Origin of the sequence: Sphingomonas sp. CV7422 (assembly GCF_027945725.1) — a bacterium.
Taxonomy (GTDB): domain Bacteria; phylum Pseudomonadota; class Alphaproteobacteria; order Sphingomonadales; family Sphingomonadaceae; genus Sphingomonas; species Sphingomonas kyungheensis.
In genome coordinates this window covers 725,983-749,107 of sequence record NZ_CP115900.1, presented here as the reverse complement: position 1 = coordinate 749,107, position 23,125 = coordinate 725,983, and the positions used below count along the sequence as shown (strand labels likewise).

23 protein-coding genes are annotated in these 23,125 nt (G+C 68.7%); 8 read left to right on the top strand and 15 right to left on the bottom strand.

Annotation, left to right across the window (positions count from 1 at the left end):
* Nucleotides 1-4: 4 nt before the first annotated feature.
* The 4 genes from lptC to rpoN all read left to right on the top strand — a co-directional run bounded on the left by lptC (nt 5) and on the right by rpoN (nt 3,797).
* Nucleotides 5-643, top strand: coding sequence for an LPS export ABC transporter periplasmic protein LptC (gene lptC, locus PBN85_RS03570; protein ID WP_037536787.1), 639 nt, complete (start codon nt 5-7; stop codon nt 641-643).
* A 6-nt stretch (nt 644-649) separates the two neighbouring features.
* Nucleotides 650-1,207, top strand: coding sequence for an LptA/OstA family protein (locus PBN85_RS03565; RefSeq protein ID WP_037536790.1), 558 nt, complete (start codon nt 650-652; stop codon nt 1,205-1,207).
* 171 nt (nt 1,208-1,378) lie between these two features.
* A complete protein-coding gene (gene lptB, locus PBN85_RS03560) occupies nt 1,379-2,158 on the top strand; it encodes an LPS export ABC transporter ATP-binding protein (protein WP_271300831.1) in 780 nt (259 codons plus the stop codon).
* 160 nt (nt 2,159-2,318) lie between these two features.
* Nucleotides 2,319-3,797 carry an RNA polymerase factor sigma-54 gene (gene rpoN, locus PBN85_RS03555; RefSeq protein ID WP_271300179.1) on the top strand — a complete coding sequence of 493 codons (1,479 nt, stop codon included), beginning with the start codon at nt 2,319-2,321 and terminating at the stop codon, nt 3,795-3,797.
* Nucleotides 3,798-3,828: 31 nt separating this feature from the next.
* Here the strand turns inward: rpoN and PBN85_RS03550 are convergent, their stop codons facing one another.
* Nucleotides 3,829-4,827 carry a ligase-associated DNA damage response exonuclease gene (locus PBN85_RS03550; protein WP_271300830.1) on the bottom strand — a complete coding sequence of 333 codons (999 nt, stop codon included), beginning with the start codon at nt 4,825-4,827 and terminating at the stop codon, nt 3,829-3,831.
* Nucleotides 4,828-4,953: 126 nt separating this feature from the next.
* Here PBN85_RS03550 and PBN85_RS03545 point away from each other — a divergent pair, with 126 nt between their 5' ends.
* Nucleotides 4,954-7,359 carry a ligase-associated DNA damage response DEXH box helicase gene (locus PBN85_RS03545; protein ID WP_271300178.1) on the top strand — a complete coding sequence of 802 codons (2,406 nt, stop codon included), beginning with the start codon at nt 4,954-4,956 and terminating at the stop codon, nt 7,357-7,359.
* A gap of 161 nt (nt 7,360-7,520) precedes the next feature.
* Here the strand turns inward: PBN85_RS03545 and PBN85_RS03540 are convergent, their stop codons facing one another.
* Complete coding sequence (locus PBN85_RS03540) at nt 7,521-9,455, bottom strand: potassium transporter Kup (RefSeq protein ID WP_037536795.1); 1,935 nt, start codon at nt 9,453-9,455, stop codon at nt 7,521-7,523.
* A 137-nt stretch (nt 9,456-9,592) separates the two neighbouring features.
* Between PBN85_RS03540 and pdeM the strand changes: the two genes are divergently transcribed.
* The gene (gene pdeM, locus PBN85_RS03535) at nt 9,593-10,255 is read left to right on the top strand and encodes a ligase-associated DNA damage response endonuclease PdeM (protein WP_037536798.1); all 663 of its coding nucleotides are present in this window, start codon (nt 9,593-9,595) and stop codon (nt 10,253-10,255) included.
* Nucleotides 10,256-10,595: 340 nt separating this feature from the next.
* Here pdeM and msrA read toward each other — a convergent pair whose 3' ends face one another.
* The 4 genes from msrA to pabB all read right to left on the bottom strand — a co-directional run bounded on the left by msrA (nt 10,596) and on the right by pabB (nt 14,618).
* A complete protein-coding gene (msrA, locus tag PBN85_RS03530; protein ID WP_037536800.1) occupies nt 10,596-11,249 on the bottom strand; it encodes a peptide-methionine (S)-S-oxide reductase MsrA in 654 nt (217 codons plus the stop codon).
* A 54-nt stretch (nt 11,250-11,303) separates the two neighbouring features.
* On the bottom strand, nt 11,304-11,450 hold the full coding sequence (locus tag PBN85_RS03525) for a hypothetical protein (RefSeq protein ID WP_200870477.1): 147 nt from the start codon (nt 11,448-11,450) through the stop codon (nt 11,304-11,306).
* 155 nt (nt 11,451-11,605) lie between these two features.
* On the bottom strand, nt 11,606-12,805 hold the full coding sequence (locus tag PBN85_RS03520; RefSeq protein WP_037536802.1) for a pyridoxal phosphate-dependent aminotransferase: 1,200 nt from the start codon (nt 12,803-12,805) through the stop codon (nt 11,606-11,608).
* A 34-nt stretch (nt 12,806-12,839) separates the two neighbouring features.
* The gene (gene pabB / locus PBN85_RS03515) at nt 12,840-14,618 is read right to left on the bottom strand and encodes an aminodeoxychorismate synthase component I (protein WP_271300177.1); all 1,779 of its coding nucleotides are present in this window, start codon (nt 14,616-14,618) and stop codon (nt 12,840-12,842) included.
* An 80-nt stretch (nt 14,619-14,698) separates the two neighbouring features.
* On the opposite strand from pabB, the gene PBN85_RS03510 reads away from it, so the two are divergent.
* Both PBN85_RS03510 and PBN85_RS03505 read left to right on the top strand, forming a co-directional pair.
* A complete protein-coding gene (locus PBN85_RS03510) occupies nt 14,699-15,367 on the top strand; it encodes an MBL fold metallo-hydrolase (RefSeq protein ID WP_037536806.1) in 669 nt (222 codons plus the stop codon).
* Nucleotides 15,368-15,475: 108 nt separating this feature from the next.
* Complete coding sequence (locus tag PBN85_RS03505; protein WP_200870478.1) at nt 15,476-15,856, top strand: hypothetical protein; 381 nt, start codon at nt 15,476-15,478, stop codon at nt 15,854-15,856.
* Nucleotides 15,857-15,922: 66 nt separating this feature from the next.
* Here the strand turns inward: PBN85_RS03505 and PBN85_RS03500 are convergent, their stop codons facing one another.
* The 9 genes from PBN85_RS03500 to PBN85_RS03460 form a co-directional block, all read right to left on the bottom strand.
* Nucleotides 15,923-16,249 (bottom strand): hypothetical protein, encoded by a 327-nt coding sequence (locus PBN85_RS03500; protein WP_037536809.1) that lies wholly within the window; start codon nt 16,247-16,249, stop codon nt 15,923-15,925.
* Complete coding sequence (locus PBN85_RS03495; RefSeq protein WP_271300176.1) at nt 16,246-17,256, bottom strand: chemotaxis protein CheB; 1,011 nt, start codon at nt 17,254-17,256, stop codon at nt 16,246-16,248. Before PBN85_RS03495 ends, PBN85_RS03500 begins: the two co-directional genes overlap by 4 nt.
* Before the next feature lie 92 nt (nt 17,257-17,348).
* On the bottom strand, nt 17,349-17,792 hold the full coding sequence (locus tag PBN85_RS03490; RefSeq protein WP_037536812.1) for a chemotaxis protein CheW: 444 nt from the start codon (nt 17,790-17,792) through the stop codon (nt 17,349-17,351).
* 22 nt (nt 17,793-17,814) lie between these two features.
* On the bottom strand, nt 17,815-18,180 hold the full coding sequence (locus tag PBN85_RS03485) for a response regulator (protein ID WP_037536814.1): 366 nt from the start codon (nt 18,178-18,180) through the stop codon (nt 17,815-17,817).
* Between the two features lie 31 nt (nt 18,181-18,211).
* Nucleotides 18,212-18,769 (bottom strand): chemotaxis protein CheD, encoded by a 558-nt coding sequence (locus PBN85_RS03480; RefSeq protein ID WP_051583721.1) that lies wholly within the window; start codon nt 18,767-18,769, stop codon nt 18,212-18,214.
* Entirely contained in the window at nt 18,766-19,806 is a 1,041-nt protein-coding gene (locus PBN85_RS03475; RefSeq protein ID WP_271300175.1) for a protein-glutamate methylesterase/protein-glutamine glutaminase, read from the bottom strand. The genes PBN85_RS03480 and PBN85_RS03475 overlap by 4 nt, the downstream gene beginning before the upstream one ends.
* Nucleotides 19,803-20,663 (bottom strand): CheR family methyltransferase, encoded by an 861-nt coding sequence (locus PBN85_RS03470; protein WP_037536819.1) that lies wholly within the window; start codon nt 20,661-20,663, stop codon nt 19,803-19,805. Before PBN85_RS03470 ends, PBN85_RS03475 begins: the two co-directional genes overlap by 4 nt.
* On the bottom strand, nt 20,660-22,789 hold the full coding sequence (locus tag PBN85_RS03465; RefSeq protein WP_271300174.1) for a chemotaxis protein CheA: 2,130 nt from the start codon (nt 22,787-22,789) through the stop codon (nt 20,660-20,662). The genes PBN85_RS03470 and PBN85_RS03465 overlap by 4 nt, the downstream gene beginning before the upstream one ends.
* Before the next feature lie 11 nt (nt 22,790-22,800).
* Nucleotides 22,801-23,106 (bottom strand): STAS domain-containing protein, encoded by a 306-nt coding sequence (locus PBN85_RS03460; RefSeq protein WP_271300173.1) that lies wholly within the window; start codon nt 23,104-23,106, stop codon nt 22,801-22,803.
* Nucleotides 23,107-23,125: the final 19 nt, after the last annotated feature.

Genomic DNA, 23,125 nt, shown 5'->3' with positions numbered 1-23,125 from the left:
TCCGGTGAGCGCGACGGCGCGCCCGATCCGCTCGGCGCGGCAGCGTTGGGCCGCGCCCGGCGGCCGGCAGGACCGGATCGTCACGTTGCTCAACACCGGACTGCCGATCGGCATCGGCGTGCTCGCCGCCTTTCTGGTGCTTGCCCCGCTCACCGCCGCCAACGAAGTCTCGTTCGTACTCGACAAGAACAAGGTCGAGGTCGCCAAGGAGCGGCTGAAGCTGCAGGCGGCGACCTATCGTGGGCAGGACGACAAGGGCCAGGCCTTCGCGCTCAACGCCGGCAGCGCCGTGCAGCAGAGCAGCAGCGTGCCGATCGTCCAGATCAAGGGCATGACCGCCGATCTCGCGCTCGCCGACGGGCCGGCGACGCTGCGCGCCGATCAGGGTCGCTACGACCTCAACACCGAACAGATGAAGGTCGACGGCCCGATCGCGGTGCGCGCCGCCAACGGCTATCGCATCGACACCAGCGATGCGACGGTCGATCTCAAGGCCAAGACGATGCGCAGCGACGGCAAGGTCACCGGCACCGTGCCGCAGGGCACGTTCAGCGCCGATCGGCTGAGCGCCGATCTCGACGGCCGCACCGTCCGCCTGAGCGGCAATGCCCGCTTGCGGATCGTGCCGCGAAAGACGAAATAGCCGGCCATGCGCAAGCCCTTCCCCGCCGCTCCGGTCGTCGCCTTGTCCCTGGTCGCGGCGTCGTTCGCCACGCCGCTGGCGGCGCAGAGCGCGCACAATTCGAACGCGCCGATCGATTTCGGCGCCGATACGATCGAGTTGCAGGACAAGCAGCACCGCACCATCCTGACCGGCAACGTCGCGGTCAAGCAGGCGGAAATGACGCTCAACGCCGCGCGGATGACGGTGGCGACGACCGGCGCGATCATCGGCGGCAGCCCGCAGGTGTCGCGGATCGACGCCTCGGGCGGCGTCGTCGTCCGTCGCCCCGATCAGACGGGCAAGAGCCAATATGCGATCTACGACCTCAACCGTCGCGTCATCACCATGCTCGGCGCGGTGACGCTGACGCAGGGCGGCAATACGGTGAACGGCGGCCGCCTGACGATCAATCTCGATACCGGCCGCGCGGTGATCGACGGCAATTCGGTCCGCGGCGCGGGCGGCGCCGCTCCCGGCGCGACCACCACCACCGCGCCGAGCGGCCGCGTCACCGGCACCTTCTCGGTCCCTAAGCGCAACTGATCGCAAGCCTTTCCGTCCGGCGCGCGCGGGGCACGCACCCGCGCCGGGTGCGCCGGCCGCGACCTAAAGGGTCTTCCCTCGCGCGTCGCGGCGCGCCATGACGCGGCGGCTATGCACGAAGCCTGCCAAGGCTTTGCTAACTCTTTGATGCGAGGCATCGAGTCGATGGACATGGACGCCGCCGTTACCGACCTGCACAGCGCCGAAGCGATCCACGAGCCGCCTGCCAATCGCGGCCTGCAGGCGATCTCGATCGCCAAATCCTATGACAAGCGCGTCGTCCTCACCGACGTGTCGGTCTCGGTCGATCGCGGCGAGGTGGTCGGGCTGCTCGGCCCCAACGGGGCCGGCAAGACGACCTGCTTCTATTCGGTGATGGGCCTCGTCAAACCCGATTCGGGCCGCATCATGCTCGACGGCGAGGATATCACCCGCCTGCCGATGTACCGCCGCGCGATCCTCGGCCTCGGCTATCTGCCGCAGGAGACGAGCATCTTCCGCGGCCTGTCGATCGAGAAGAATATCGGCGCGGTGCTCGAACTGTCCGAGCCCGATCCCGCGGCGCGCACCGCCAAGCTCGACAAATTGCTCGACGAATTCGGCCTCACCCGGCTGCGCGCCAGCCCCGCCATGGCGCTGTCGGGCGGCGAGCGCCGCCGCGCCGAGATCGCTCGCGCGCTCGCCGCCGATCCGTCGATCATGCTGCTCGACGAACCGTTCGCCGGCATCGATCCGATCTCAATCGCCGACATCCGCGATCTGGTGAAGGACCTCAAGCGGCGCGACATCGGCGTGCTGATCACCGACCACAACGTGCGCGAAACGCTCGATATCGTCGATCGCGCCTATATCATCTACGACGGCCGCGTGCTGTTCGCCGGCAGCCCCGAGGAACTCGTCGCCGACGCCAACGTCCGCCGCCTGTACCTCGGCGAGGGCTTTTCGCTGTAACGATGTGGGAGCGGTACGCCCCCATCCCCTCTCCCGGCGGGAGAGGGGCAAGCCACGAAGCGGCGCGGGGTGAGGGCCGGTGCGGAACACGAGCGACGTCTGCGCTCACCCTTGCGCCACCTCCGGCGGCTCCCTCCCCCTGTCATAGGGAGAGGGCAGTATGAGCCTCGCCCCGCGTCTCGACCTGCGCCAGTCGCAGTCGCTGGTGATGACGCCGCAATTGCAGCAGGCGATCAAGCTGCTCGCGCTCTCCAACCTCGAGATCGAGGGGTTCATCGCCGAGGAGGTCGAGAAGAATCCGCTGCTCGAGGCGGCGCAGACCGACGAGGTCGTCCGCCCCGAACGCGTCGAGCGCGACGAGCCCGCCGGCGCCGACGAGCTGGTCGGTGGCGCCGCCGCCGCCGATCCGCTCGACGTCGATTACGCCACCGAAAGCCATCAGCAGGACAGCGTCGCCGATGGTGGCGGCGGCTTCGACGGCGCGCTGTCGGCGACCGGCGGCAGCGGCGGGGCGGGCGGCGAGGACGCGCCCGACTTCGATTCCTTCGCGCAGAAGGATGCGACGCTCGCCGACCATCTGCTCGCACAGGCGGGCGCGGTGGTCGACGCCGCCGACTGGTTCATCGCCCAGCATCTCATCGACCAGCTCGACGAGGCGGGCTATCTCACCGTGCCGCTGCTCGACATCGCGACGCGGCTCGGCGCCCCGCTGGCGCGCGTCGAGCAGGTGCTGGCGCATATCCAGACGCTCGACCCGACCGGCGTCGGCGCGCGCAACCTCGCCGAATGTCTCGCGCTCCAGGCGCGCGAGGCGGATCGCTACGATCCGTGCATGGCGCGACTGCTCGACCATCTCGACCTGCTCGCGCGCGGCGATCTCGCCCGGCTCAAGCGGATCTGCGGCGTCGACGACGAGGATATGGCGGACATGATCCGCGAGCTGCGCGGCTATGATCCCAAGCCCGGCTGCCGCTACGGCGGCGAGCCCGCGCTCGGCGTCGTCCCCGACCTGTTCGTGATGCGCACCAAGGCCGGCTGGGGGATCGAACTCAACGCCGCGACGCTGCCGCGCGTGCTGGTCAACCGCCGCTATTATCACGAGCTCAGCCATGGCGCGCAGGACAAGGCGGGCAAGGCGTGGCTGTCCGAGGCGCTCGCCTCGGCCAATTGGCTGATCAAGGCGCTCGACCAGCGTCAGCGCACGATCGTCAAGGTCGCCACCGAGATCGTCAAACAGCAGGAGGCCTTCTTCCTCCACGGCGTCTCCCACCTGCGCCCGATGACCCTCGCCCGCGTCGCCGAGGCGATCGAGATGCACGAATCGACGGTCAGCCGCGTCACCAGCAACAAATATCTGAGTTGCGCGCGCGGCGTGTTCGAGCTCAAATATTTCTTCACCTCGGCGATCCAGGCCGCGGACGGCGGCGATGCGGTGTCGGCGGAGGCGGTGAAGAGCGCGATCCGCGCGCTGATCGCCGGCGAGGGCGCGAAGATCCTGTCCGACGATACGTTGGTCGAGCTGCTTCAGGCCAAGGGTTTCGACATCGCGCGCCGAACCGTCGCCAAATATCGCGAGGCGATGGGGATCGGCAGCTCGGTGCAGCGCCGGCGGGCGAAGGCGCTTCAGGGATCGGATTGACGGTCATCGCGCAGGCGCGACGATCGCCCCCTCAGTCATCCTCATCCTCGAACCCCACCAGCGCGAGGGCCCGCGCCTTGATCTGACGTTGCTGGCACCAATGGACCAGCGCCTCCTCGCGGCCGTGCGTCACCCACACCTCGCGCGGCGCGATCTCGGCAAGCGTGTCGGTCAGTTCGTCCCAGTCGGCGTGATCGGACAGGATCAGCGGCAGCTCGACGTTCTTCTGGCGCGCGCGCTGGCGCACCCGCATCCAGCCGCTCGCCATCGCGGTGATCGGGTCGGGCAGTCGCCGCGACCAGCGATCGTTGAGCGCGCCGGGCGGGCACATCACGACATGCCCGGCCATCTCCGCCTTGCTCGCCCCCGCGACGGCGCGCAATTCGCCGAGCCGGACGCCATGTTCGACATACAGGTCGCACAAGCGCTGCAACGCGCCGTGCAGATAGATCGGCGCCTCATGCCCGCGTGCGCGCAATTCGGCGATCACCCGCTGCGCCTTGCCCAGCGCATAGGCGCCGACCAGCACGCAGCGGTCGGGATTGGCGTGCAGCCGCACGATCAGCTTGTCGATCTCGTCGCCGGTATCGGGGTGGCGGAACACCGGCAGCGCGAAGGTCGCCTCGGTGACGAAGACGTCGCAGGCGACCGGCTCGAACGGCGTGCAGGTCGGGTCGGCGCGGCGCTTGTAATCGCCCGAGACGACGACGCGCTCGCCGCGATAGTCGAGCACGATCTGCGCCGAGCCGAGCACATGCCCCGCGGGGACGAAACCGACCTCGACCTCGCCCATCGTCAGGCTTTCGCCATAAGCGACGGGGTGGCCCGCCTGTTCGCCGTAGCGCGCATCCATGATCGCCAGCGTCTCGGGCGTCGCCCATACCGCGCCATGGCCGCCGCGCGCATGGTCGGCATGGCCATGCGTCACCAGCGCCCGCGCCTCCGGCTCGGACGGGTCGATCCACGCATCGGCGGGGCGCACGTAGATGCCGTGCGGATGCGGTTCCAGCCAGTCGCCCAATCGTGCCATCCGGCTATTACGCGCCAGCATGGCACCGGGTGCCGTCGCGCACGGCCTGACGCTGCTGTCGGGCGACGATCGCCCGATCACCACCCGGCATTCCCCCGCCCCGCCGCGCTCCCTACATAGGCGGCGATGGATCTTCCCCAGCCGCTCGCCCAATGGTTTGCCGCCCGCGGCTGGCGGCCGCGCCGGCATCAGCTCGACATGCTGCGCGAGGGGCGTGCCGGACGGCATGCGCTGCTCGTCGCCACCACCGGCGCGGGCAAGACGCTCGCCGGCTTCCTGCCGACGCTCGCCGAGCTGATCGAGGCGCCGGGCGAGGGGCTGCACACGCTCTACGTCTCGCCGCTCAAGGCGCTGGCGGTCGATATCCAGCGCAATCTCGTCACCCCGATCGACGAGATGGGCCTGTCGCTGCGCGTCGAGACGCGCACCGGCGACACGCCGAGCGACCGCAAGGCGCGCCAGCGCGTCAAGCCGCCGCAGATCCTGCTGACCACGCCCGAATCGCTGTCGCTGCTGCTCAGCTATCCCGACAGCGTCACGATGTTCGAAGGGTTGCGGACGATCGTCGTCGACGAGGTCCATGCCTTCGCCACCGGCAAGCGCGGCGACCTGCTGTCGCTGTGCATGGCGCGGCTGCAGCGGATCAGCCCCGGGCTGCGCCGCGTCGCCCTCTCCGCGACGGTCGCCGATACCGACGGCTATCGCGCCTGGCTGGCGCCGGACGGCGATATCGATCAGGTCGCGATGGTCCAGGGCGAGGCCGGCGCGGACCCGGATATCGCCATCCTGCTGCCCGAGGATCGGGTGCCGTGGACCGGCCATTCCGGCCGCTACGCCGCCGAACAGGTGATGGCGGAGATCGAGACGCACAAGACCTCGATCATCTTCTGCAACACGCGCAGCCTCGCCGAGCTGATCTTCCAGGATCTGTGGAAGGTCAACACGATGAGCCTGCCGATCGGCGTCCATCACGGCAGCCTCGCGCTGGAGGCGCGGCGCAAGGTGGAAGGCGCGATGGCGTCGGGCCGGCTGCGGGCGCTGGTCGCGACCGCCAGCCTCGATCTCGGCGTCGACTGGGGCGATGTCGACTGCGTCATCCAGATGGGCGCGCCCAAGGGATCGTCGCGGCTGCTCCAGCGGATCGGCCGCGCCAACCACCGGCTCGACGAATCGTCGGAGGCGATCCTCGTCCCCGGCAACCGCTTCGAATATCTCGAGGCGCGCGCCGCGCTCGATGCGGTCGAGGCGGGCGAGCTCGACCCCGACCTGTTCCGCCCCGGTGCGCTCGACGTGCTCGCCCAGCATGTCATGGCGATGGCCTGCGCCGCGCCGTTCGAGGCGGCGGCGCTGCTCGACGAGGTGCGTTCGGCGCTGCCCTATTCGGCGCTGACCGAGGAGACGTTCGAGCGCGTGCTCGGCTTCATCCGCGACGGTGGCTATAGCCTCAAGGCCTATGACCGGTTCAAGCGGCTGACGCAGGAGGCGGACGGGCTGTGGCGGGTCAGCCATCCGCGCTTCGTCACGCAGCACCGGCTCAACGCCGGGATCATCGTCGAGGCGACGATGCTCAACGTCCGCTTCAAGAATGGCCGCAACCTCGGCAAGGTCGAGGAAGGCTTCGCCGCGCAGCTCAGCCCCGGCGACACCTTCTTCTTCGCCGGCCTGAGCTGCGAGGTGCAGAAGATCGATACCGAGGATCTGATCGTCCGCGCCTCGTCCAAGCCCGCGCGTATACCGACCTATGGCGGCAGCCGCATGCCGCTGTCGACCAACCTCGCCGACCGGGTGCGCCGCTTCCTCGCCGACCCGTCCGAATGGCCGCGCTTTCCCAAGGACGTCAGCGACTGGCTGGAGTTCCAGGCGAAGCGCTCGGCACTGCCCCGCCCCGGCCAGCTGCTGGTCGAGACCTTCCCGCGCGAGGGGCGCCATTACATGGTCGCCTATAGTTTCGAAGGCTGGAACGCGCACCAGTCGCTCGGCATGCTGATCACCCGGCGGATGGAGGCGCAGGGGCTCAAGCCCTTGGGCTTCGTCGCCAACGATTATGCGCTTGCGGTCTATGGCATCGACAAGATCACCGATCCCGCCGCCCTGTTCAGCCCCGATATCCTCGAACACGAATTCGTCGACTGGGTGCAGCAGTCGCATCTGCTCAAGCGTGCCTTCCGCGAAGTCGCGGTGATCGGCGGCCTCGTCGAACGCCAGCATCCCGGCAAGCGCAAGACCGGGCGGCAGGTCACCTTCTCGACCGACCTGATCTACGACGTGCTGCGCAAATACGAACCGACGCACCTGCTGCTCCAGGCCGCCTGGGACGATGCGCGGGCGCGGATGACCGACGTCGGCCGCCTCGCCGGCCTGCTCGACCGCGCCGCGGAGACGATGCTGCACGTCGATCTCGACCGGGTGACGCCGCTCGCGGTGCCGGTGCTGACGCTGATCGGGCGCGAGAAGGTATCGACCGGATCGGCCGACGACGCGCTGCTGATCGAGGCGGAAGCGCTGGTGGCGGACGCGATGCGGATCGACTGAGACGAGGCGGAGGTTGCGGGTCCCTCCCGTCCTTCGACCGGCGCAGGACTGACAGGAAGGGGGGCGGGGAGGCATACCCCCACCCCGCTCGCCCTGAGCCTGTCGAAGGGCCTGAGACTCACGCCCTCGCCGCGCTCGGCACCGACGGAGCGGTAATGGGCCTACACCGTCACCTGTTCGCCCAGTTCGAGTACCTTGCCCGGCGGGATCTTGAGGAATTCGGTCGGGTCCGCGGCATTGCGCTGCATGAACATGAAGATGCGGTCCTGCCACAGCGGCATGCCGACATCCGCCTCCGGCTTCAGCGTGTTGCGTCCGATGAAGAAGCTGGTCTTCATCGCCTCGAGGCTGCGCATCTCGGTCTTGCCGCCGACGCCGAGGTCGGCGGGGACGTTGGGCGATTCCATGAAGCCGTAATTGAGCACGACGATCTCGAAATTGTCGTCGAGCCGTTCGCTCGTCCGGCGATGCTCGGCATCGACCACCGGCCGGTCGGTGGTGCGGATGCTCACCACCAGATTGCGCTCGTGCAGCACCTTGTTGTGCTTGAGATTGTGGAGCAGCGCGCCCGGCGCCGAGCGCGGATTGGCGGTGAGAAACACCGCAGTGCCCGGCACGCGCTCGGGCGGCCGCTTGGCGAGCGCGGCGGCGAGGTCGGCGAGCGGGATGCTCTGCCGCGCCTCGAACGCGCGCACGATGCCCTTGCCGCGCACCCAGGTGTAGATCAGCAGGCCGATCGCCGCCGCGATCACCAGCGGCACCCAGCCGCCCTCGATCACGCGCAGGATGTTGGCGCCGAAGAAGACCAGGTCGAGGCACAGGAACGGCAGGATCGCCGCCAGCGCCCAGGCCCGCTGCCAATGCCAGACGTGGCGCGCGACGAGATAGCCGAGCAACGTCGTCACCACCATCGTGCCGGTCACCGCGATGCCATAGGCCGCCGCCATCGCCGACGAGGTCTTGAACTGGATGATCAGCACCAGCACGCCCACCAGCAGCAGCCAGTTGATCGTCGGCAGATAGATCTGCCCGACGAAATCGGCCGAGGTCTGGCGCAGCTTCATCCGCGGCAGCAGCCCGAGCTGCACCGCCTGCTGGGTGAGCGAGAAGGCGCCGGTGATCACCGCCTGGCTGGCGATGACGGTGGCGAAGCCGGCGAGCACGATCAGCGCGCCGCGCATCGATTCGGGCGCCATCAGGAAGAACCAGTCCTGGTTCTGGAACGGCGTGCCCGCCTGCTGCGCCGCCTCGAGATGCGACAGCGCGAACGCCCCCTGCCCCAGATAGTTGAGCATCAAGGCCGGGAAGACGAGGAACAGCCAGGCGATGCGGATCGGCTTCTTGCCGAAATGGCCCATGTCGGCGGTCAGCGCCTCCGCCCCGGTGACGGTGAGGAACACCGCGCCGAGCACGAACAGCCCGACCGTGCCGTGACTGGCGAGGAAGCGGATGCCATATTGCGGCAGCAGCACGCGGAAGATCGAGGGCTCGTCGGCGATATGCCACAGGCCGAGCCCGCCGATCGTCAGGAACCACAGGATACACACCGGCCCGAACAGCCGCGCGACGATCGCGGTGCCGCGCCGCTGGATAACGAAGAGCGCGACGAGGATCGCGATCGTCAGCGCGCGGATCGTCGCTTCGTCGAAGAATTTGGCGGCGCTCGGGATGGTGCGCAGCCCCTCCATCGCCGACAGCACCGACAGCGAGGGCGTGATGATCGCATCGCCATAGAAGAGCGCCGCGCCCGCCGCACCGAGCACCAGCGCGATCCGGCTGCGCAGGCCGAGCGAGCGCCGCGCCAGCGCCGCCAGCGCAAGCACGCCGCCTTCGCCGTGATTGTCGGCGCGCATCAGGAACAGGACGTATTTGACGGTGACGATCAGCGTCAGCGTCCACAGCGCGAGACTGAGCACGCCGAGAATCTCGCTCGGGTCGATGCCGTCGGCGGCGGATTGCTGCAACGCCTCGCGGAACGCGTAGAGCGGACTGGTCCCGATGTCGCCGAAGACGACGCCGATCGCCCCGATGGTCAGCCCGAGCAGCGCAGGATGCGAAGAACGCTCGGCCACGGGTGCTTCGACAGCGTGCGACATGCGCGCGACTACCCCCTTCAATCCCCTTCCGGCGGAAGGACGGCGCGCTTTACGCCGATTGGAGGGACACGCAAGCGGATTTGCATCGGCTGATACAAGGCCTTGATCCCCTGTCCCATTACGGGCAAGGCGCGGCGATGGTTCCCTTTTCGTTCGGTGGTCACGCGCTTTACGCCCTGCCCGAGGGCGCCTTGCTGTGGCCGGCGCGGCAGGCGCTGCTCGTCGCCGACCTGCATTTCGAAAAGGCGAGCTGGTATGCGGCGCGCGGACAGATGCTGCCGCCCTATGATTCGCTGGCGACGCTCGCCGATCTCGGCCGGCTGGTGCAGGCGACGGGGGCGCGGGAATTGTGGTGCCTCGGCGACAGTTTCCACGACAGCGACGGCTGCGAGCGCCTGCCGCGCGAGGCGCAGCTGCGGCTGCGCACGCTGACCGGCACGCTGCGCTGGACCTGGATCACCGGCAACCACGATCCCGACATCAAGGACCGCTGCGGCGGCGAGACCGCCGACGAGGTGGAGGTCGACGGCCTCGTCCTGCGTCACGAGGCCGATCCGCGCGAGCTGCGCCCCGAAGTGTCGGGCCATTTCCACCCCAAGCTGCGGCTCGCGGTGCGCGGCAAGACGATCGCCCGGCGCTGCTTCGTCGCCACCGAGCGCAAGATCGTCCTGCCCGCCTTCGGCGCGCTGACCGGCGGCCTCGACGTCGACCATCCGGCGCTGACCAAGGCGGTCGGGCGCGGCGCCGAAGCGCTGGTGCCGGTCGAGCAGCGCCTGCTGCGGTTTCCGATCGCCGCCTGACCACGCCGGTCGCGCCATCGGCTGAAGTCCACCGTGGGATCGTTCGGGGCGACTTAGAAGTACCAGCATTCCCGCGCAGGCGGGAATTCAGTGACCAAGCAGAACCGCGCTTGCGGCAGGAAGAACACTGGGCTCCCGCCTCCGCGGGAGCACTGGTCATTCAGTTGCGGCTATTATGAAACATGTTGGCGCAGAGGCGCAGAGTAAAGGCGCACAGTTGGCGCGGCCTTATTAGCTCAGTGCCATCGGATGACGCCGGCACCGCGAACGCAACACTTCTGCGTCTTCAGCGCCTCTGCGCGAACCCACCTGGCGCAAGCGAAAGATCGATGCGCCGCCCTTAACGATACAGCGCCGGCAGCCCCGCCTTGAAGGCCGCCACCTTCGGCTTGTCCCAATGGACGATATAGGGGTGGGTCGGATTGCGGTCGTAGAAATTCTGGTGATAGGCCTCGGCCGGATAGAAGCTGCCCTGTTCGATCCGCGTCACGATCGGTGCGCGGAAGCTCTTCGCCGCGGAGAGCTGCGTGATATAGGCGCGCGCGACCGCCGCCTGCTGCGGGCTCTGCGGGAAGATCGCCGACCGATAGCTCGGCCCGCTGTCCGGCCCCTGCCGGTTGAGCTCGGTCGGATCGTGCGCGATGGCGAAATAGACGCGCAGCAGCGTCGCATAGCTGACGACGCGCGGGTCGTAGCTGACCTTGATCGCCTCGGCGTGGCCGGTGCGTTCGGTCGACACCTGGTCGTAGGTCGCGGTACCCGCGCTGCCGCCGGCATAGCCTGCGGTGACCGAGCGCACGCCCTTCACATGTTCGAACACCGCTTCCATGCCCCAGAAGCAGCCGCCGGCGAAGACCGCGGTCTGCGCCCCGGCGCCCGCGGGCACGTCGCGCGCCGCAGCGGGAATCGGCACGACGCGCTCGGCCTCGGCAAAGCCGGTGGAGGCGAGAACGGCGGCGGCGGCGCCGGCGACCGGCAACAGGATCTTGAGCATATCAGCTAAATGGGGAGCCGCCCGCCGCGCGCCAAGGGCGGGGCGCGGCATGGCTCAGTGCGCCTGGACGATCGGCGACGCCGCGGCGACCGGCGCGACCGGCTGCGCGCTCGCCGGGTGGAGCGTGACGACGCCGACCGCACCGATCGCGAAACCGCCGATGAACTGCCAGAAGAACCGGCTCTTGATTACCTTCTGCATCACGCATGCCTTCGTTGTCGTGCAGGCGGGTCATAAACCCTGCCCAATCATAGACGCGCAGATCGTGGTTCTGCGCGCCGTTCGCAATGTCGTTTATAGAAACGCTGGATTAACCCGCCGTGGCCGGTCCGTTCAGCGCAGAGCAGGGTCAGCGCTCAGCGCAGATCGGCGCAGGCCTGCTGGATCCGCTCGCAGGCGGTGCGCAGCAGCGTGTCCGAGGTCGCGTAGCTGATCCGCATCGCCGGCGACAGGCCGAACGCCGCGCCCTGCACCGCCGCCACCTTGGCGTCGTCGAGCAGATAGCCGACGAAATCCTCGTCGCTGTCGATCCGGCGGCCGTTCGGCGTCGTCTTGCCGATCAGCTCTGCGAACGACGGATAGACGTAGAACGCCCCCTCGGGCCGCGGGCAGTGCATGCCGGGGATGGCGTTGAGCATGTCGACCACCAGGTCGCGCCGCCGCTGGAACGCCTGCGCCCGCTCGCGCAGGAAGTCCTGCGGTCCGGTCAGCGCCGCCACCGCCGCCGCCTGCGCGATCGAACAGGGGTTGCTGGTCGACTGCGACTGGAGCTTGGCGATCGCCTTGATCAGCCACGGGGCGCCGGCGGCGAAGCCGATCCGCCAGCCGGTCATCGCATAGGCCTTGGAACAGCCGTTCACCGTCAGCGTCCGCTCGTAAAGATCGGGGCAGACCTCGGCGATCGTCGCGAAGCGGAAATCGTCATAGACGATATGCTCGTACATATCGTCGGCGAAGATCCAGACGTGCGGGTGGCGCGCCAGCACCGCGCCGAGCGCCTTCAGTTCGTCGACGCTGTATGCGGCCCCGGTCGGGTTGGACGGCGAGTTGAGGATCACCCACTTGGTCCGCTCGGTGATCGCCGCCTCGAGCGCCTCCGGCGACAGCTTGTAATCCTGTTCGGGGCCCGCCACCGCGAACACCGGCGTGCCGCCGGCGAACTGGACGACGTCGGGATAGCTCACCCAATAGGGCGCCGGGATGACGACCTCGTCGCCGGCATCGACCGTCGCGACGATGGCGTTGAACAGCGTATGCTTGCCGCCGACGTTCACCGTCACCTGATCGGTCGTGTAGGTGAGATGGTTGTCGCGCGCGAACTTGGCGACGATCGCCTGCTTGAGCTCGATCGTGCCGTCGACATTGGTATATTTGGTCTTGCCGTCGCGGATCGCGGCGATCGCCGCCTCTTTGACGAAATCGGGCGTGTCGAAGTCCGGCTCGCCCGCGCCGAGGCCGATCACGTCGACGCCGGCCCGCTTCAGCTCGAGCACGCGGCTGGTGATGGCGAGCGTCGGGGACGGGCTGATGCGGCCGAGGGCGGCGGAGGGCTTCATGAGTCGGGCCTTGATGGCGGAAAGGACGCGCGGCCTATAGCGACAGCGCCGCCCCTTTCGCAATCGCAACAACCGCCGGGATCAGCCCGCGCACCGCATTCCCGACAAAAAATGGCGCGGTGAGCGCTTCCGGCGACAGATATCCCTCCCTGGCACGCCCCTTGGCGATCAGATCGGCACGCAGCACGCCCGGCAGCAGTCCGAGGTTGAGCGCCGGGGTGACCAATTGCCCGTCCGCCGCGGGGACGAACAGCGAGGTGATGCTGCCCTCGGTCAGCAGCCCGTCGGGGCGGACGAACACCACCTCGTCGGTTCCCGCCGCGGCCCGCGCGGCATCGTAGAAGCCGCGGTCGCTGGTCTTGTGGCGCAGCCGGTAATCCTCGACCGCGACCGGCAGCGGCACCAGCGCGACCCGCCACGGCGCGGGCGGCGGCAAGGGCGCCGGCGCGATCTCGATCGCGGTCGCGCCGCCCTGCGCCAGCACCAGCCGGATCCGCGCCGCGGTGCGCAGCCGGAAGGTCGCCGCCTGCAAGTCGTTGCGCGCGCTGTGCCGATTGAAGCGGAAGCCGAGCGCCGCAGCGCTCACGGTGAGCCGGGCGAGATGCGCCTCGAGCAGGACGACGCCCTCGTCGGGATCGAAGGCCATCGTCTCGATCAGGTCGAGCGGCCGTCGCCCGGCGGTGACGAACGCGCCCTTGGCCACCACCTCCGCCCATTCCTCGTCGGCGCGACTGTCGGCGACGATCCCCGATCCGAGCCCGAGTTCGGCGACCTCCGCCTCCTCGGCGATGCTCAAGGTGCGGATCGCCACGTTGAACGCCGCATCGCCATCGGCATCGATTCGCCCGATCGACCCGGTATAGATGCCGCGCAGCGCAGTCTCGGTGGTGGCGATCACCTCCATGCTGCGCAGCTTGGGCGCGCCGGTGATCGAGCCGCACGGGAACAGCGCGGTGAGCACGTCGACCGCATCGAGCCCCCCGGCAAGCTGCGCGGTGACGGTCGAGGTCAGCTGATGCACCGTCGGATAGCTTTCGACGGTGAACAGCGCCGGCACCGCGACGCTGCCCGCGACGGCGACGCGCGACAGATCGTTGCGCATCAGGTCGACGATCATCAGGTTTTCGGCGCGTTGCTTGGCGTCGCCGTGCAGCGTCGCGATCCGCGCCGCATCGTCGGCAGGCGTATCGCCGCGTGTCGCGGTCCCCTTCATCGGTCGGCAGGTCAGCCTGTCGCCCGCGAGCGTGAAGAAGAGTTCGGGCGACAGCGACAGCATATGCCGGTCCCCGGTCGCGATCAGTGCGCCATAACCCGCCGCCGCGCCGCGCCGCAGCCCGGCATAAAGCGCGAGCGGGTCGCCGGCGATCCTGACGTCCGCGCGCAGCGTGACATTGGCCTGATAGAGGTCGCCGGCATGGATCAGCGCCAGCACCTCGGCCAATGTCGCGTCGTACATGGCGCGATCGATGCGCGGCACGGGCGCCGCCGCCCACGCCGCCTCGGGATCCGGAAGCATGTCCGCCACCGCCGCCGCATCGAGCGCGCGATACGTCTCGAACAGGCCGAACCAGAGCAGCGACCCATCGCCGGCCGGCATCGGCACGGCGCGCGGCATCAGCGCCGCGCCCGCCTCATAGGTGAGATAGCCCGCGGCGTGCAGCCCGCGCCCGCCCGCCGCACGAATCCGGTCGAGCGCCGTCAGCACCGCCGCCGGGCTGTCGGCTCGGACGATCTCGACCGGGTCCTCGTAGAGCCGCGCCCCCGCCCCGCCCGCACGGGCATCGTCCAGCAACACAAAGGGGGCGTTCAGCATCCGCTCACAAATGCACGGCCCGCCCCGGTCGGCGCAAGCGGCGATTGCTCCCCTGCCGCCAGATGCTTATCCCCCGCGACATGACCGACACACAGTCCACGCCGCTCAAGGCCGTCATCGTCCAGGTGACGCCGTTCCAGCAGAATTGCACGCTGATCTGGTGCACCGCGACGATGAAGGCGGCGGTGATCGATCCCGGCGGCGACCTGCCGCGGATCAAGGCGGCGATCGCGCAGACCGGCGTCACCGTCGAGAAGATCCTGCTCACCCACGGCCATATCGATCACGCCGGCGAGGCCAAGCCGCTCGCCGACGACCTCGGCGTGCCGATCGAGGGGCCGCATGAGGCGGACCGTTTTTGGCTGGCGCGGCTCGACGACGACGGCCGCAATTATGGCATGACCGGCGTCGTCTTCGAACCCGATCGCTGGCTGGTCGAGGGCGATACGGTGACGGTCGGCGACCTGACGCTCGATGTCTATGAGACGCCGGGGCATACGCTCGGCCATGTCATCTTCCACCATGCGCCGTCGAAGTTCGCGCAGGTCGGCGACGTGCTGTTCCAGGGTTCGGTCGGCCGGTCGGACATGCCCGGCGGCAACCACAAGCAACTGATCGAGACGATCGTCACCAAGCTTTGGCCGCTCGGCGACGATACGGCCTTCATCCCCGGTCACGGCAATCCCAGCACCTTCGCACATGAGCGCGCCAACAACATGTTCGTCAGCGACCGCGCGCTCGCCGAATAGAGCGAGATCAAGACTTGCCGCGGTAACATCATAAGTTGGCCGCGGCGAGGAAACATATTGGCAATATCTCGTTGGCGGCGTGGGATTTCCCCATAAAGGATGCGTCGCATGGCCGTTAAATTCGCCGGAACGATGAACGCGATCAATCGCGGACTGGACAGCACCAAGGCCAACAAGGGCGCCGACATGGTCGAGGATTGGGAAGCCGCACTGGCCGATCTCGACACCCCCGGCGCGAAGGGCATCCTGCGCGACCTCGGCTCGCTGCGCAAACAGCTCGAAAAGGATACGCCGGATGCGGATCGCATCCATGCCCTGCTCCACCGGCTCGGTGCCGCGACTACCAAGATCGCCGACAAGGCGGACAAGTCGCAGGACAAGCTCAAGTCGCTCGGCGAGGCGCTGACCGAGGCGGGTGAAGACCAGCCCGACGAGGAAGAAGACACCGCCGCCGCCGCCGCTCCCAAGCGCGCGCGCAAGAAGGCGTAAGACCGGCAGGCCCCGTCATCCGGACACGATCCGGATGACGGGGTCGATTTTCAAAAAGCCGGACCGTCACGCCACGTTGCGCGCGTCGATCTCCAGCCCGCGATAATGATGCAGCGCCGCGAGCAGACTCGTCGCCAGCGATTCGAGCGTGATCGCCGCGACCCGATCCTCCGACGAGGCCGAGGACCGCAGCACGTCCGCCATCGCCAGTTGCGCCTGGGTGATGCGATCGATCGCCTGCAGGCTGTGCATGTGCGCCCGCAACGTATCGGCATTGGCGGCGAGATCATAGGCAAGATCGCCGAGCACGCCGGTGAGCGTCGTCAGCTCGTCCGCCAGCGCCTGCGACAGAGCGGGCTCGATCCCGGAGCCGGTACCGGTTCGGCCGCTCATTTGGAACACAGCCGCATGATCTGGCGCGACAATTGGTCGGGCGGCACGGCCTGCGACGCCATCCGCCGCGTCATCACATAGCCGTCGGTCCGCGGCTCGGCCGGGGCGATGCAATAGCCGCCACCGGCTTGCAGCGCGCGCACGCCGGCATCGCCATCCTCGCCGTCGGCGCCGAGCAGCACGCCGACCGCCTCCGCCCCCGCGGCCTTGGCGACCGCGGCGAACAGGATCGAGATCGACGGCCGCTCGCCCGCGACCGGATCACGCGGCAGCATCCGCAGCCGTCCCTCGGGCCAGCGGTCGACCACGACATGGTGGTCGCCCGGCGGCGCGAGATAGATGGTGCCCTGTTCGATCGCCATGCCGTCCTCGGCGAGGACGATGCGCGGCGCGATCTCCGCGGCGAGCTGGTCGATCATCGTGCCGGCGAGGCCCGCGCCGAGATGCTGGACGACGATGGTCGGCGGGCAATTCTTCGCGAAGCTGCCGAACAGGTCGAACAGCGTCTGCGTCGCCGCCGCCTCGCCGCCGATCGCCAGCAGCCGGCCGTTCCAGTCGATCGACGCCGCCGCCACCGCCTTGCCCATCGTGCCGCTCTTCACCACCGCCCCCTTGGCGGCCTTGATCCGCTTGCCGAGCTTGGCGAGGATCTTGTCGAACTCCGCCGCGACCGCGACCTTGGGCTTGGGGAAACAGTCGATCGCGCCGAGCCGCAGCGCCTCGATCGAGGCCGCCGCACCCGCCTCGGTCCGGGTCGAGAACATGATGACCGGCATCGGCCGCTCGTCCATCAGTTCGGCGAGATATTCGATGCCGCTCATCCCGGGCATCTCGACGTCGAGCGTCATCACGTCGGGATGGAATTGCTGGCGCATCGCGCGCGCCTCGTCGGCGCCATCCGCCGATCCGACGACGACGACACCCGGTATCCGCTCGAGCGCGCCCGACAGCAGCGCGCGCATGGTGAGCGAATCATCGACGACGAGAACCTTGACCGCAGCGGCCATAACCAGGCTTCCTTGAGCGAAATGAAGAGGATTAAAGAAGCGGAAACGTCCGTGGACCCGTCAGCTTTACCAGGTTGCGACCAACCGAACGATCAGGCGGCGTCGGGCAGCGCGATCGTGCCGTCGACCAGTCGTTCGAGCGCCAGCACGAGGATCAGCCGCTGATCGATCGTCGCCAGCCCTTCGAGGAACTGCGCCGCGGGCGTATCGCCGATATCGGGCAAGGGCTGCATGCCGTCGTCGGGCACGGTGACGATATCGTTGACCGCATCGACGATCAGCCCCTGCAACTGCTCGCCGATCCGCACGACGATGATGACGTGCCGCGCCGAGGGATCGGTCATCCCCCAGCCGAGCCGGTGGCTGAGGTCGAGCACCGGCAGCACGACGCCGCGCAGGTTGACGACGCCGCGGACATGCGGCGGCACGTTGGGCAAGGGCGTCGCCGGCGACCAGGCGCGGATTTCACGGATCGCCATGATATCGACGCCGAGGACCTGTTCGCCGATCTGGAAGGTGATGAGCTGGCGGGACATGATAGGGTCTCCTCGCAACGGGTCAGTGCAGCACGCGGCGGATCGCCGCGGCCAGCTTTTCGGGGTGGAAGGGCTTGACGATCCAGCCGGTCGCGCCGGCCTCCTTGGCCCGCTGCTTCTTTTCTTCCGAGCTTTCGGTGGTCAGCACCAGGATCGGCAGGTTGCGATGCCGGTCCTGCTCGCGCACCCGCTCGATCAGGCCGAACCCGTCGAGCCGCGGCATGTTGATGTCGGTGATCAGCAAAGCCGGCTCGGCACCATCGAGCCGCTCCAGCGCCTGCACGCCATCTTCCGCCTCGAGCACCGTATAGCCGAGGTCGGTGAGCGCCGCCCGCAACAGCATCCGCATGCTCGGTGAATCGTCAACGGTCATGATGGTTGTAGACACGGATATTCCTTTGTTCGGTTGGGAGGGCGCATCAGAAGAACTCCACGTCGCCGATCGCGGCGGCGGGCACCGGCACCGGGACGGCGCGCAATTGTTCGACCGGGCGGACATTGGCGATGCGGCAGCGCGCGAGGCCCAGGGTCGGGCGGAACTCGACGCGGCGCGCGCCATAGCCGCCGACATCCTCGCCGACCAAGGCGATCCGCTCGTCGCGCAGGAAGCGGCGGGCGAACAGCGCGTTGGCGGTGCCGATGTCACGGAAGCCGTCGCGCAGCGAGGCGCCGCCGTAGATCCGCGCCTTGAGGTTGTGGCGCATCGCGCCCATCGCCATCATCGCATTGATCAGCACCTCCATCGCATAGACGCCATAGCGCTGGAGCGAGGTGACGTCGGTATCGCCGCTGCCCGGTTCGGCGAGCAGGAAATGGTTCAGGCCGCCGATCTTGGCGACCGGATCGAACAGGCAGGCGGAGATGCAGCTGCCCAGCACGGTGGTCAGCACCGCGTCGGGATCGTCGGACACCTTGGTCTCGCCCTGCATGATCGTGATGCGCCGCAGTCCGTCGACGGTGCGTGCCGCGCCCCTCATGCCTTGCACTCGGACAGCAGGCGCGCCGCGATCCGCGACAGCGGCAGCTGCACCGTCACCGCGCCGATCTGCTGCGCGGCAGCGGGCATGCCGTAGACGACACAGCTGTCCTGATCCTGGCCGATCGTCATCGCGCCGGCCTCCTTCATCTTCTTGAGCCCCTGCGCGCCATCGGCGCCCATGCCGGTGAGGATCGCGCCAACCGCCGACGGCCCGGCCCAGCGCGCCGCCGACAGGAACAGCCGATCGACCGAGGGACGATGGCCGCTCATCTTCTCGTCGGCGACGAGCCGGCATCGGCGCAGCTTGCCGCCGGTGACCTCGAGATGGTGCGTGCCGCCCGGCGCGACATAGACCTGGCCGATTTCGAGCGGCGCGCCCGAGCGGGCGACGCTGACCTGCGGCGCCGACAGCCGGTCGAGCCGCGCGGCGAAGGTCGGCACATAGGTTTCGGGCATATGCTGAACGATCACCGTCGGCGGGCAGCGGACCGGAAAGGCCGACAGCAGCTCGATCAGCGTCTCGACCCCGCCGGTCGACGAGCCGATCGCGATCAGCGAGTCGGGCCGCGGCTCGTAATCGACGACCGGTCGGGCCGGCGTGCTGACGAAGCGCGGCCGGCGCGGGCTGCGGGCGGCGGTGCGCAACAGTTCGGCGAGATCGTCGCCGAGATCCTCGCCGAACGCCTGTTTGGGTTTCTCGCAGCAGTCGAAGGCGCCCAGTTCGAGTGCGCGGATCGTCGCCTCGGCCCCGCGCCCGGTCAGCGTCGACAGCATCACCACCGGCATCGGCCGCAGCCGCATGATCTTCTCGAGGAATTCGAGGCCGTTCATATCCGGCATCTCGATATCGAGCGTGATCACGTCGGGGTTGAGCGCCTTGATCATCGCGCGCGCGGTATGCGGGCCGTCGGCGCAGCCGATCACCTCGATATCGTCGTAGCGCGACAGGCTGTGCGCGACCATGGCGCGCATCGTCGGCGAATCATCGACGATCAGCACGCGCGTCGGCGCGGCTCGGGCATGCGAAGCGATCATGACGCTACCTTCTGGAACGTCGTCCGTCCGACGCAGGTGAAACGGGGCGCCACCGTCGCGGCGAGCCGCTCGGAATGGCCGATGTAGAGGAATCCGCCGGGGACGAGATGATCGGCGAGCCGGGTCTGCAACCGCTCCTTGGTCGCCTCGTCGAAATAGATCATGACGTTGCGGCAGAAGATCGCGTCGAACAGGCCGCGCATCGGCCAGGCTTCGAGCAGGTTGAGCTTGCGGAAGGCGACGCGCTCGCGGACCAGGGGATGGACCTCGACGGAATCGCCGACGCGCGTCGTCCACAGACCGCGCAGCATCGGCGGGATGCTCGCCGCCGTCTCCAGCGAATAGCGGCCGGCGCGGGCGGCATCGAGGATCTCGGTCGACAGATCGGTGCCGAGCACGCGCAGATCGGTGCGCGCCAGCCGCTGGCCGTTGCCGCGCTCGTTGCCGAACATTGCCATCAGCAGCGAATAGGGTTCCTCGCCGCTCGAACAGGCCGCCGACCAGATCCGCACCTTGCCGCGCGTCGCCAGCCGCTGGTCGAGCGCCGGCCACGCCTGGTCGATGAAGTGATCGTAATGATGCGCCTCGCGGAAGAAGCTGGTGTGGTTGGTGGTCAGCGCGTCGAGTGCGCGCGTCCGCTCGGCATCGTCCTGGTCGATCAGCGCGACATAATCGGCGAAGCGGGTCAGACCGCGCGCGCGCACCCGCGGCGCGAGCCGACCATAGACCAACTGCATCTTGCCGGGCGGCAGCAGGATGCCCGCCGCGTCATAGGCGAAGGCGCTGATCGCGGCGTGATCGGCGGGCTCGAAGCGGAATTCGGTCGGCCGGTTCGCCGGCAGCATCACCGCACTCATGCGGCGATACCGAGCGGCGCGGCGGTGACGCGGTCGCGCCGCCAGCGCGAGATCAGCGCATCGACATCGAGGATCAGCGCGACGCGCCCGTCGCCGAGGATCGTCGCGCCGGCGAGGCCGGGGATGGCGGCGTAATTCGCCTCGAGGCTCTTCACCACCACCTGGCGCTGGTCCTGGATCGTATCGACCATCAGGATCGCCTGGCCGACGTCCGATTCGACGACGATCAGCACCGCCTGGCTCGGATCGGTTTCGGCGCCCTCGATGCCGAGCTGGTCGGCGACGTAATGGACCGGGACGTAGGACCCGCGCACGTCGAGCAGCGCCGCATTGGGACCGAGCACCTTGACCCCGTCCTGATCGGGCCGGAGGCTTTCGACGATATGGCCGAGCGGGATGACGAAGGTCTGGTCGCCGACGGTGACGATCATGCCGTCGAGCACCGCCAGCGTCAGCGGCAGCGACAGCGCGAAGCTCGACCCCGACCCGAGATGCGAGGTGATGCCGATGCGGCCGCCGAGCGCCTGGACGTTCTTGCGCACCACGTCCATGCCGACGCCGCGCCCCGAGATGTTCGACACCGTCGCCGCGGTCGAGAAGCCGGGCGCGAAGATCAGATTGTCGGTCTCCTCGTCGCTGAGCAGCGCGTCGGGCGCGATGATGCCGCGTTCGATCGCCTTGGCGCGGACGCGCTTGCGATCGATGCCGCGGCCGTCGTCGGCGACGGTGATGACGATCCGCCCCGAATGATGCGCCGCCGACAGCGTGACGACGCCCTCCTCCGGCTTGCCGGCGGCGAGCCGCTCGGCCGGGGTTTCAAGGCCATGGTCGACCGCGTTGCGGATGAGGTGCGTGAGCGGCTCGCCGATCCGTTCGACGACGGTCTTGTCGACCTCGGTCATCTCGCCGACGATGTCGAGGCGGACGCGCTTGCCGGTCTCCACCTCCAGTTCGCGGATGATGCGCGGCACGCGGCTGAACACCGTCTTCATCGGCTGCGCGCGGATCGCCATCGTCGATTCCTGCAGCTCGCGGGTCAGGTGGTCGAGGTCGGTCAGCTCCGAAATCCCCGCCATCGCATGTTCCGACAGGCGCTGCGCGAGCATCGCCTGGGTGATGACCAGCTCGCCGACGAGATTGACCAGCCGGTCGAGCTTGTCGAGATCGACGCGGATCGTCTGCGCCGGCGGCGTCACCGCGGCGCGCGGCGCGGCGGCTTCGGCGGCGACCGGCGGCGCGGCAGGCACGGGCGGCGGCGCGGGCGCGGCGACCGGCGGAATCGGCGTGGGTGCGCCGAGCTCGGCGTCGAGCACCGGCAGCGGCAGGTCGAACGGCAGATCGTCGTTCGCCGACGCGCCGCCCGCCTTCTCGATTCTGAGGTCGCACGTCCCCATGAATTCGAAGATCGCGCGGATATCCTCCTCGGCGACCGCGGCGGGAACGGTGGCGGTCCAGCCGAGATAGCAGCGCTCGGGATGCAATTGGTTGAGCAGCGGCAGCGCCGACAGATCGACGCTGGTCACCGTCGCGTCGAGCATCGCCAGCTCGCGCAGCAGCAGCAGCGGGTCGCCGCCATTCTCCAGCGCGTCCGATCCGGGGATGAACGTCACCTGCCAGTCGCCGCCTGCCGGTGCCGGGGCCGGTGCCTCGCACATCGCGAACAGATCGTCGAAATCGTCGCCACCGAAGGCGACGGGCGCGAACTCCGGCTCCGGCTCGGCGACGGGCGCGGGTGCGCCACCGGCGCTGTCGGGCGTGGCGGCGTCGACCAGCCGCGCGAGCATCGCCGCATCGGCCGGCGGTTCGCCGCCATCGCGCGCCGCGGTTACGTGATCGGCGAGCATGTCGAAGGCGCTGACGATCGTGCCGAGCAGATCGGGGGTCAGCGTCAGCGCGCCGTTGCGCACCAGATCGAGCAACGTCTCATATTCATGGGCGAAGGCCTGGAGCCGCTCATGCCCGAACGCCCCCGCGCCGCCCTTGATCGAATGGACCGCGCGGAAGATCGTGTTGATCGTCTCATTGTCATAGTGACCCTGACGGACGGCGCCGAAGCTCGCCTCCATCGAAGCCAGGCCTTCGTCGCATTCCTGAAAGAAGATCAGCTGGATCTCGTCGAGGTTCATCATCCGTCCTTTCAGGCGTCGCGGGCCGTGCCGGCATCGGCCGCGACGTCGAGCGCCTCGTTCAATCCGGCGACGCCGATCATCCGCGCCAGCGCCTCGCTCGGCCGCTCGAGCGTGAAGTCGAGGTCGCGGTCCACCGCGGTGGCGCGGGCGCTCGCCAGCACCTGCAGGCAGGCGAGGCCGACGCGGCTGACCTCGCTGCCGTCGAGATGGACCGGCTCGCCACGCTCGATCTGGTCGAGCAGCGCGACGCGCAGCGGGCTGGCCGCCGTGGTATCGAGCGTCGCGGGAAGCAGGGACGTGGCGGGCGGAGACATTCGGCTTCGACTTTCCAAG

Bases quoted from the DNA above. Each gene is read 5' to 3' on its own strand.
- PBN85_RS03565 (WP_037536790.1), top strand. From the start codon at position 650: ATGCGCAAGCCCTTCCCCGCCGCTCCGGTCGTCGCCTTGTCCCTGGTC.
- lptB (WP_271300831.1), top strand. From the start codon at position 1,379: ATGGACGCCGCCGTTACCGACCTGCACAGCGCCGAAGCGATCCACGAG.
- rpoN (WP_271300179.1), top strand. From the start codon at position 2,319: ATGAGCCTCGCCCCGCGTCTCGACCTGCGCCAGTCGCAGTCGCTGGTG.
- PBN85_RS03550 (WP_271300830.1), bottom strand. From the start codon at position 4,827: ATGGCACGATTGGGCGACTGGCTGGAACCGCATCCGCACGGCATCTAC.
- PBN85_RS03545 (WP_271300178.1), top strand. From the start codon at position 4,954: ATGGATCTTCCCCAGCCGCTCGCCCAATGGTTTGCCGCCCGCGGCTGG.
- PBN85_RS03540 (WP_037536795.1), bottom strand. From the start codon at position 9,455: ATGTCGCACGCTGTCGAAGCACCCGTGGCCGAGCGTTCTTCGCATCCT.
- pdeM (WP_037536798.1), top strand. From the start codon at position 9,593: ATGGTTCCCTTTTCGTTCGGTGGTCACGCGCTTTACGCCCTGCCCGAG.
- msrA (WP_037536800.1), bottom strand. From the start codon at position 11,249: ATGCTCAAGATCCTGTTGCCGGTCGCCGGCGCCGCCGCCGCCGTTCTC.
- PBN85_RS03525 (WP_200870477.1), bottom strand. From the start codon at position 11,450: ATGCAGAAGGTAATCAAGAGCCGGTTCTTCTGGCAGTTCATCGGCGGT.
- PBN85_RS03520 (WP_037536802.1), bottom strand. From the start codon at position 12,805: ATGAAGCCCTCCGCCGCCCTCGGCCGCATCAGCCCGTCCCCGACGCTC.
- pabB (WP_271300177.1), bottom strand. From the start codon at position 14,618: ATGCTGAACGCCCCCTTTGTGTTGCTGGACGATGCCCGTGCGGGCGGG.
- PBN85_RS03510 (WP_037536806.1), top strand. From the start codon at position 14,699: ATGACCGACACACAGTCCACGCCGCTCAAGGCCGTCATCGTCCAGGTG.
- PBN85_RS03505 (WP_200870478.1), top strand. From the start codon at position 15,476: ATGGCCGTTAAATTCGCCGGAACGATGAACGCGATCAATCGCGGACTG.
- PBN85_RS03500 (WP_037536809.1), bottom strand. From the start codon at position 16,249: ATGAGCGGCCGAACCGGTACCGGCTCCGGGATCGAGCCCGCTCTGTCG.
- PBN85_RS03495 (WP_271300176.1), bottom strand. From the start codon at position 17,256: ATGGCCGCTGCGGTCAAGGTTCTCGTCGTCGATGATTCGCTCACCATG.
- PBN85_RS03490 (WP_037536812.1), bottom strand. From the start codon at position 17,792: ATGTCCCGCCAGCTCATCACCTTCCAGATCGGCGAACAGGTCCTCGGC.
- PBN85_RS03480 (WP_051583721.1), bottom strand. From the start codon at position 18,769: ATGAGGGGCGCGGCACGCACCGTCGACGGACTGCGGCGCATCACGATC.
- PBN85_RS03475 (WP_271300175.1), bottom strand. From the start codon at position 19,806: ATGATCGCTTCGCATGCCCGAGCCGCGCCGACGCGCGTGCTGATCGTC.
- PBN85_RS03470 (WP_037536819.1), bottom strand. From the start codon at position 20,663: ATGAGTGCGGTGATGCTGCCGGCGAACCGGCCGACCGAATTCCGCTTC.
- PBN85_RS03465 (WP_271300174.1), bottom strand. From the start codon at position 22,789: ATGAACCTCGACGAGATCCAGCTGATCTTCTTTCAGGAATGCGACGAA.
- PBN85_RS03460 (WP_271300173.1), bottom strand. From the start codon at position 23,106: ATGTCTCCGCCCGCCACGTCCCTGCTTCCCGCGACGCTCGATACCACG.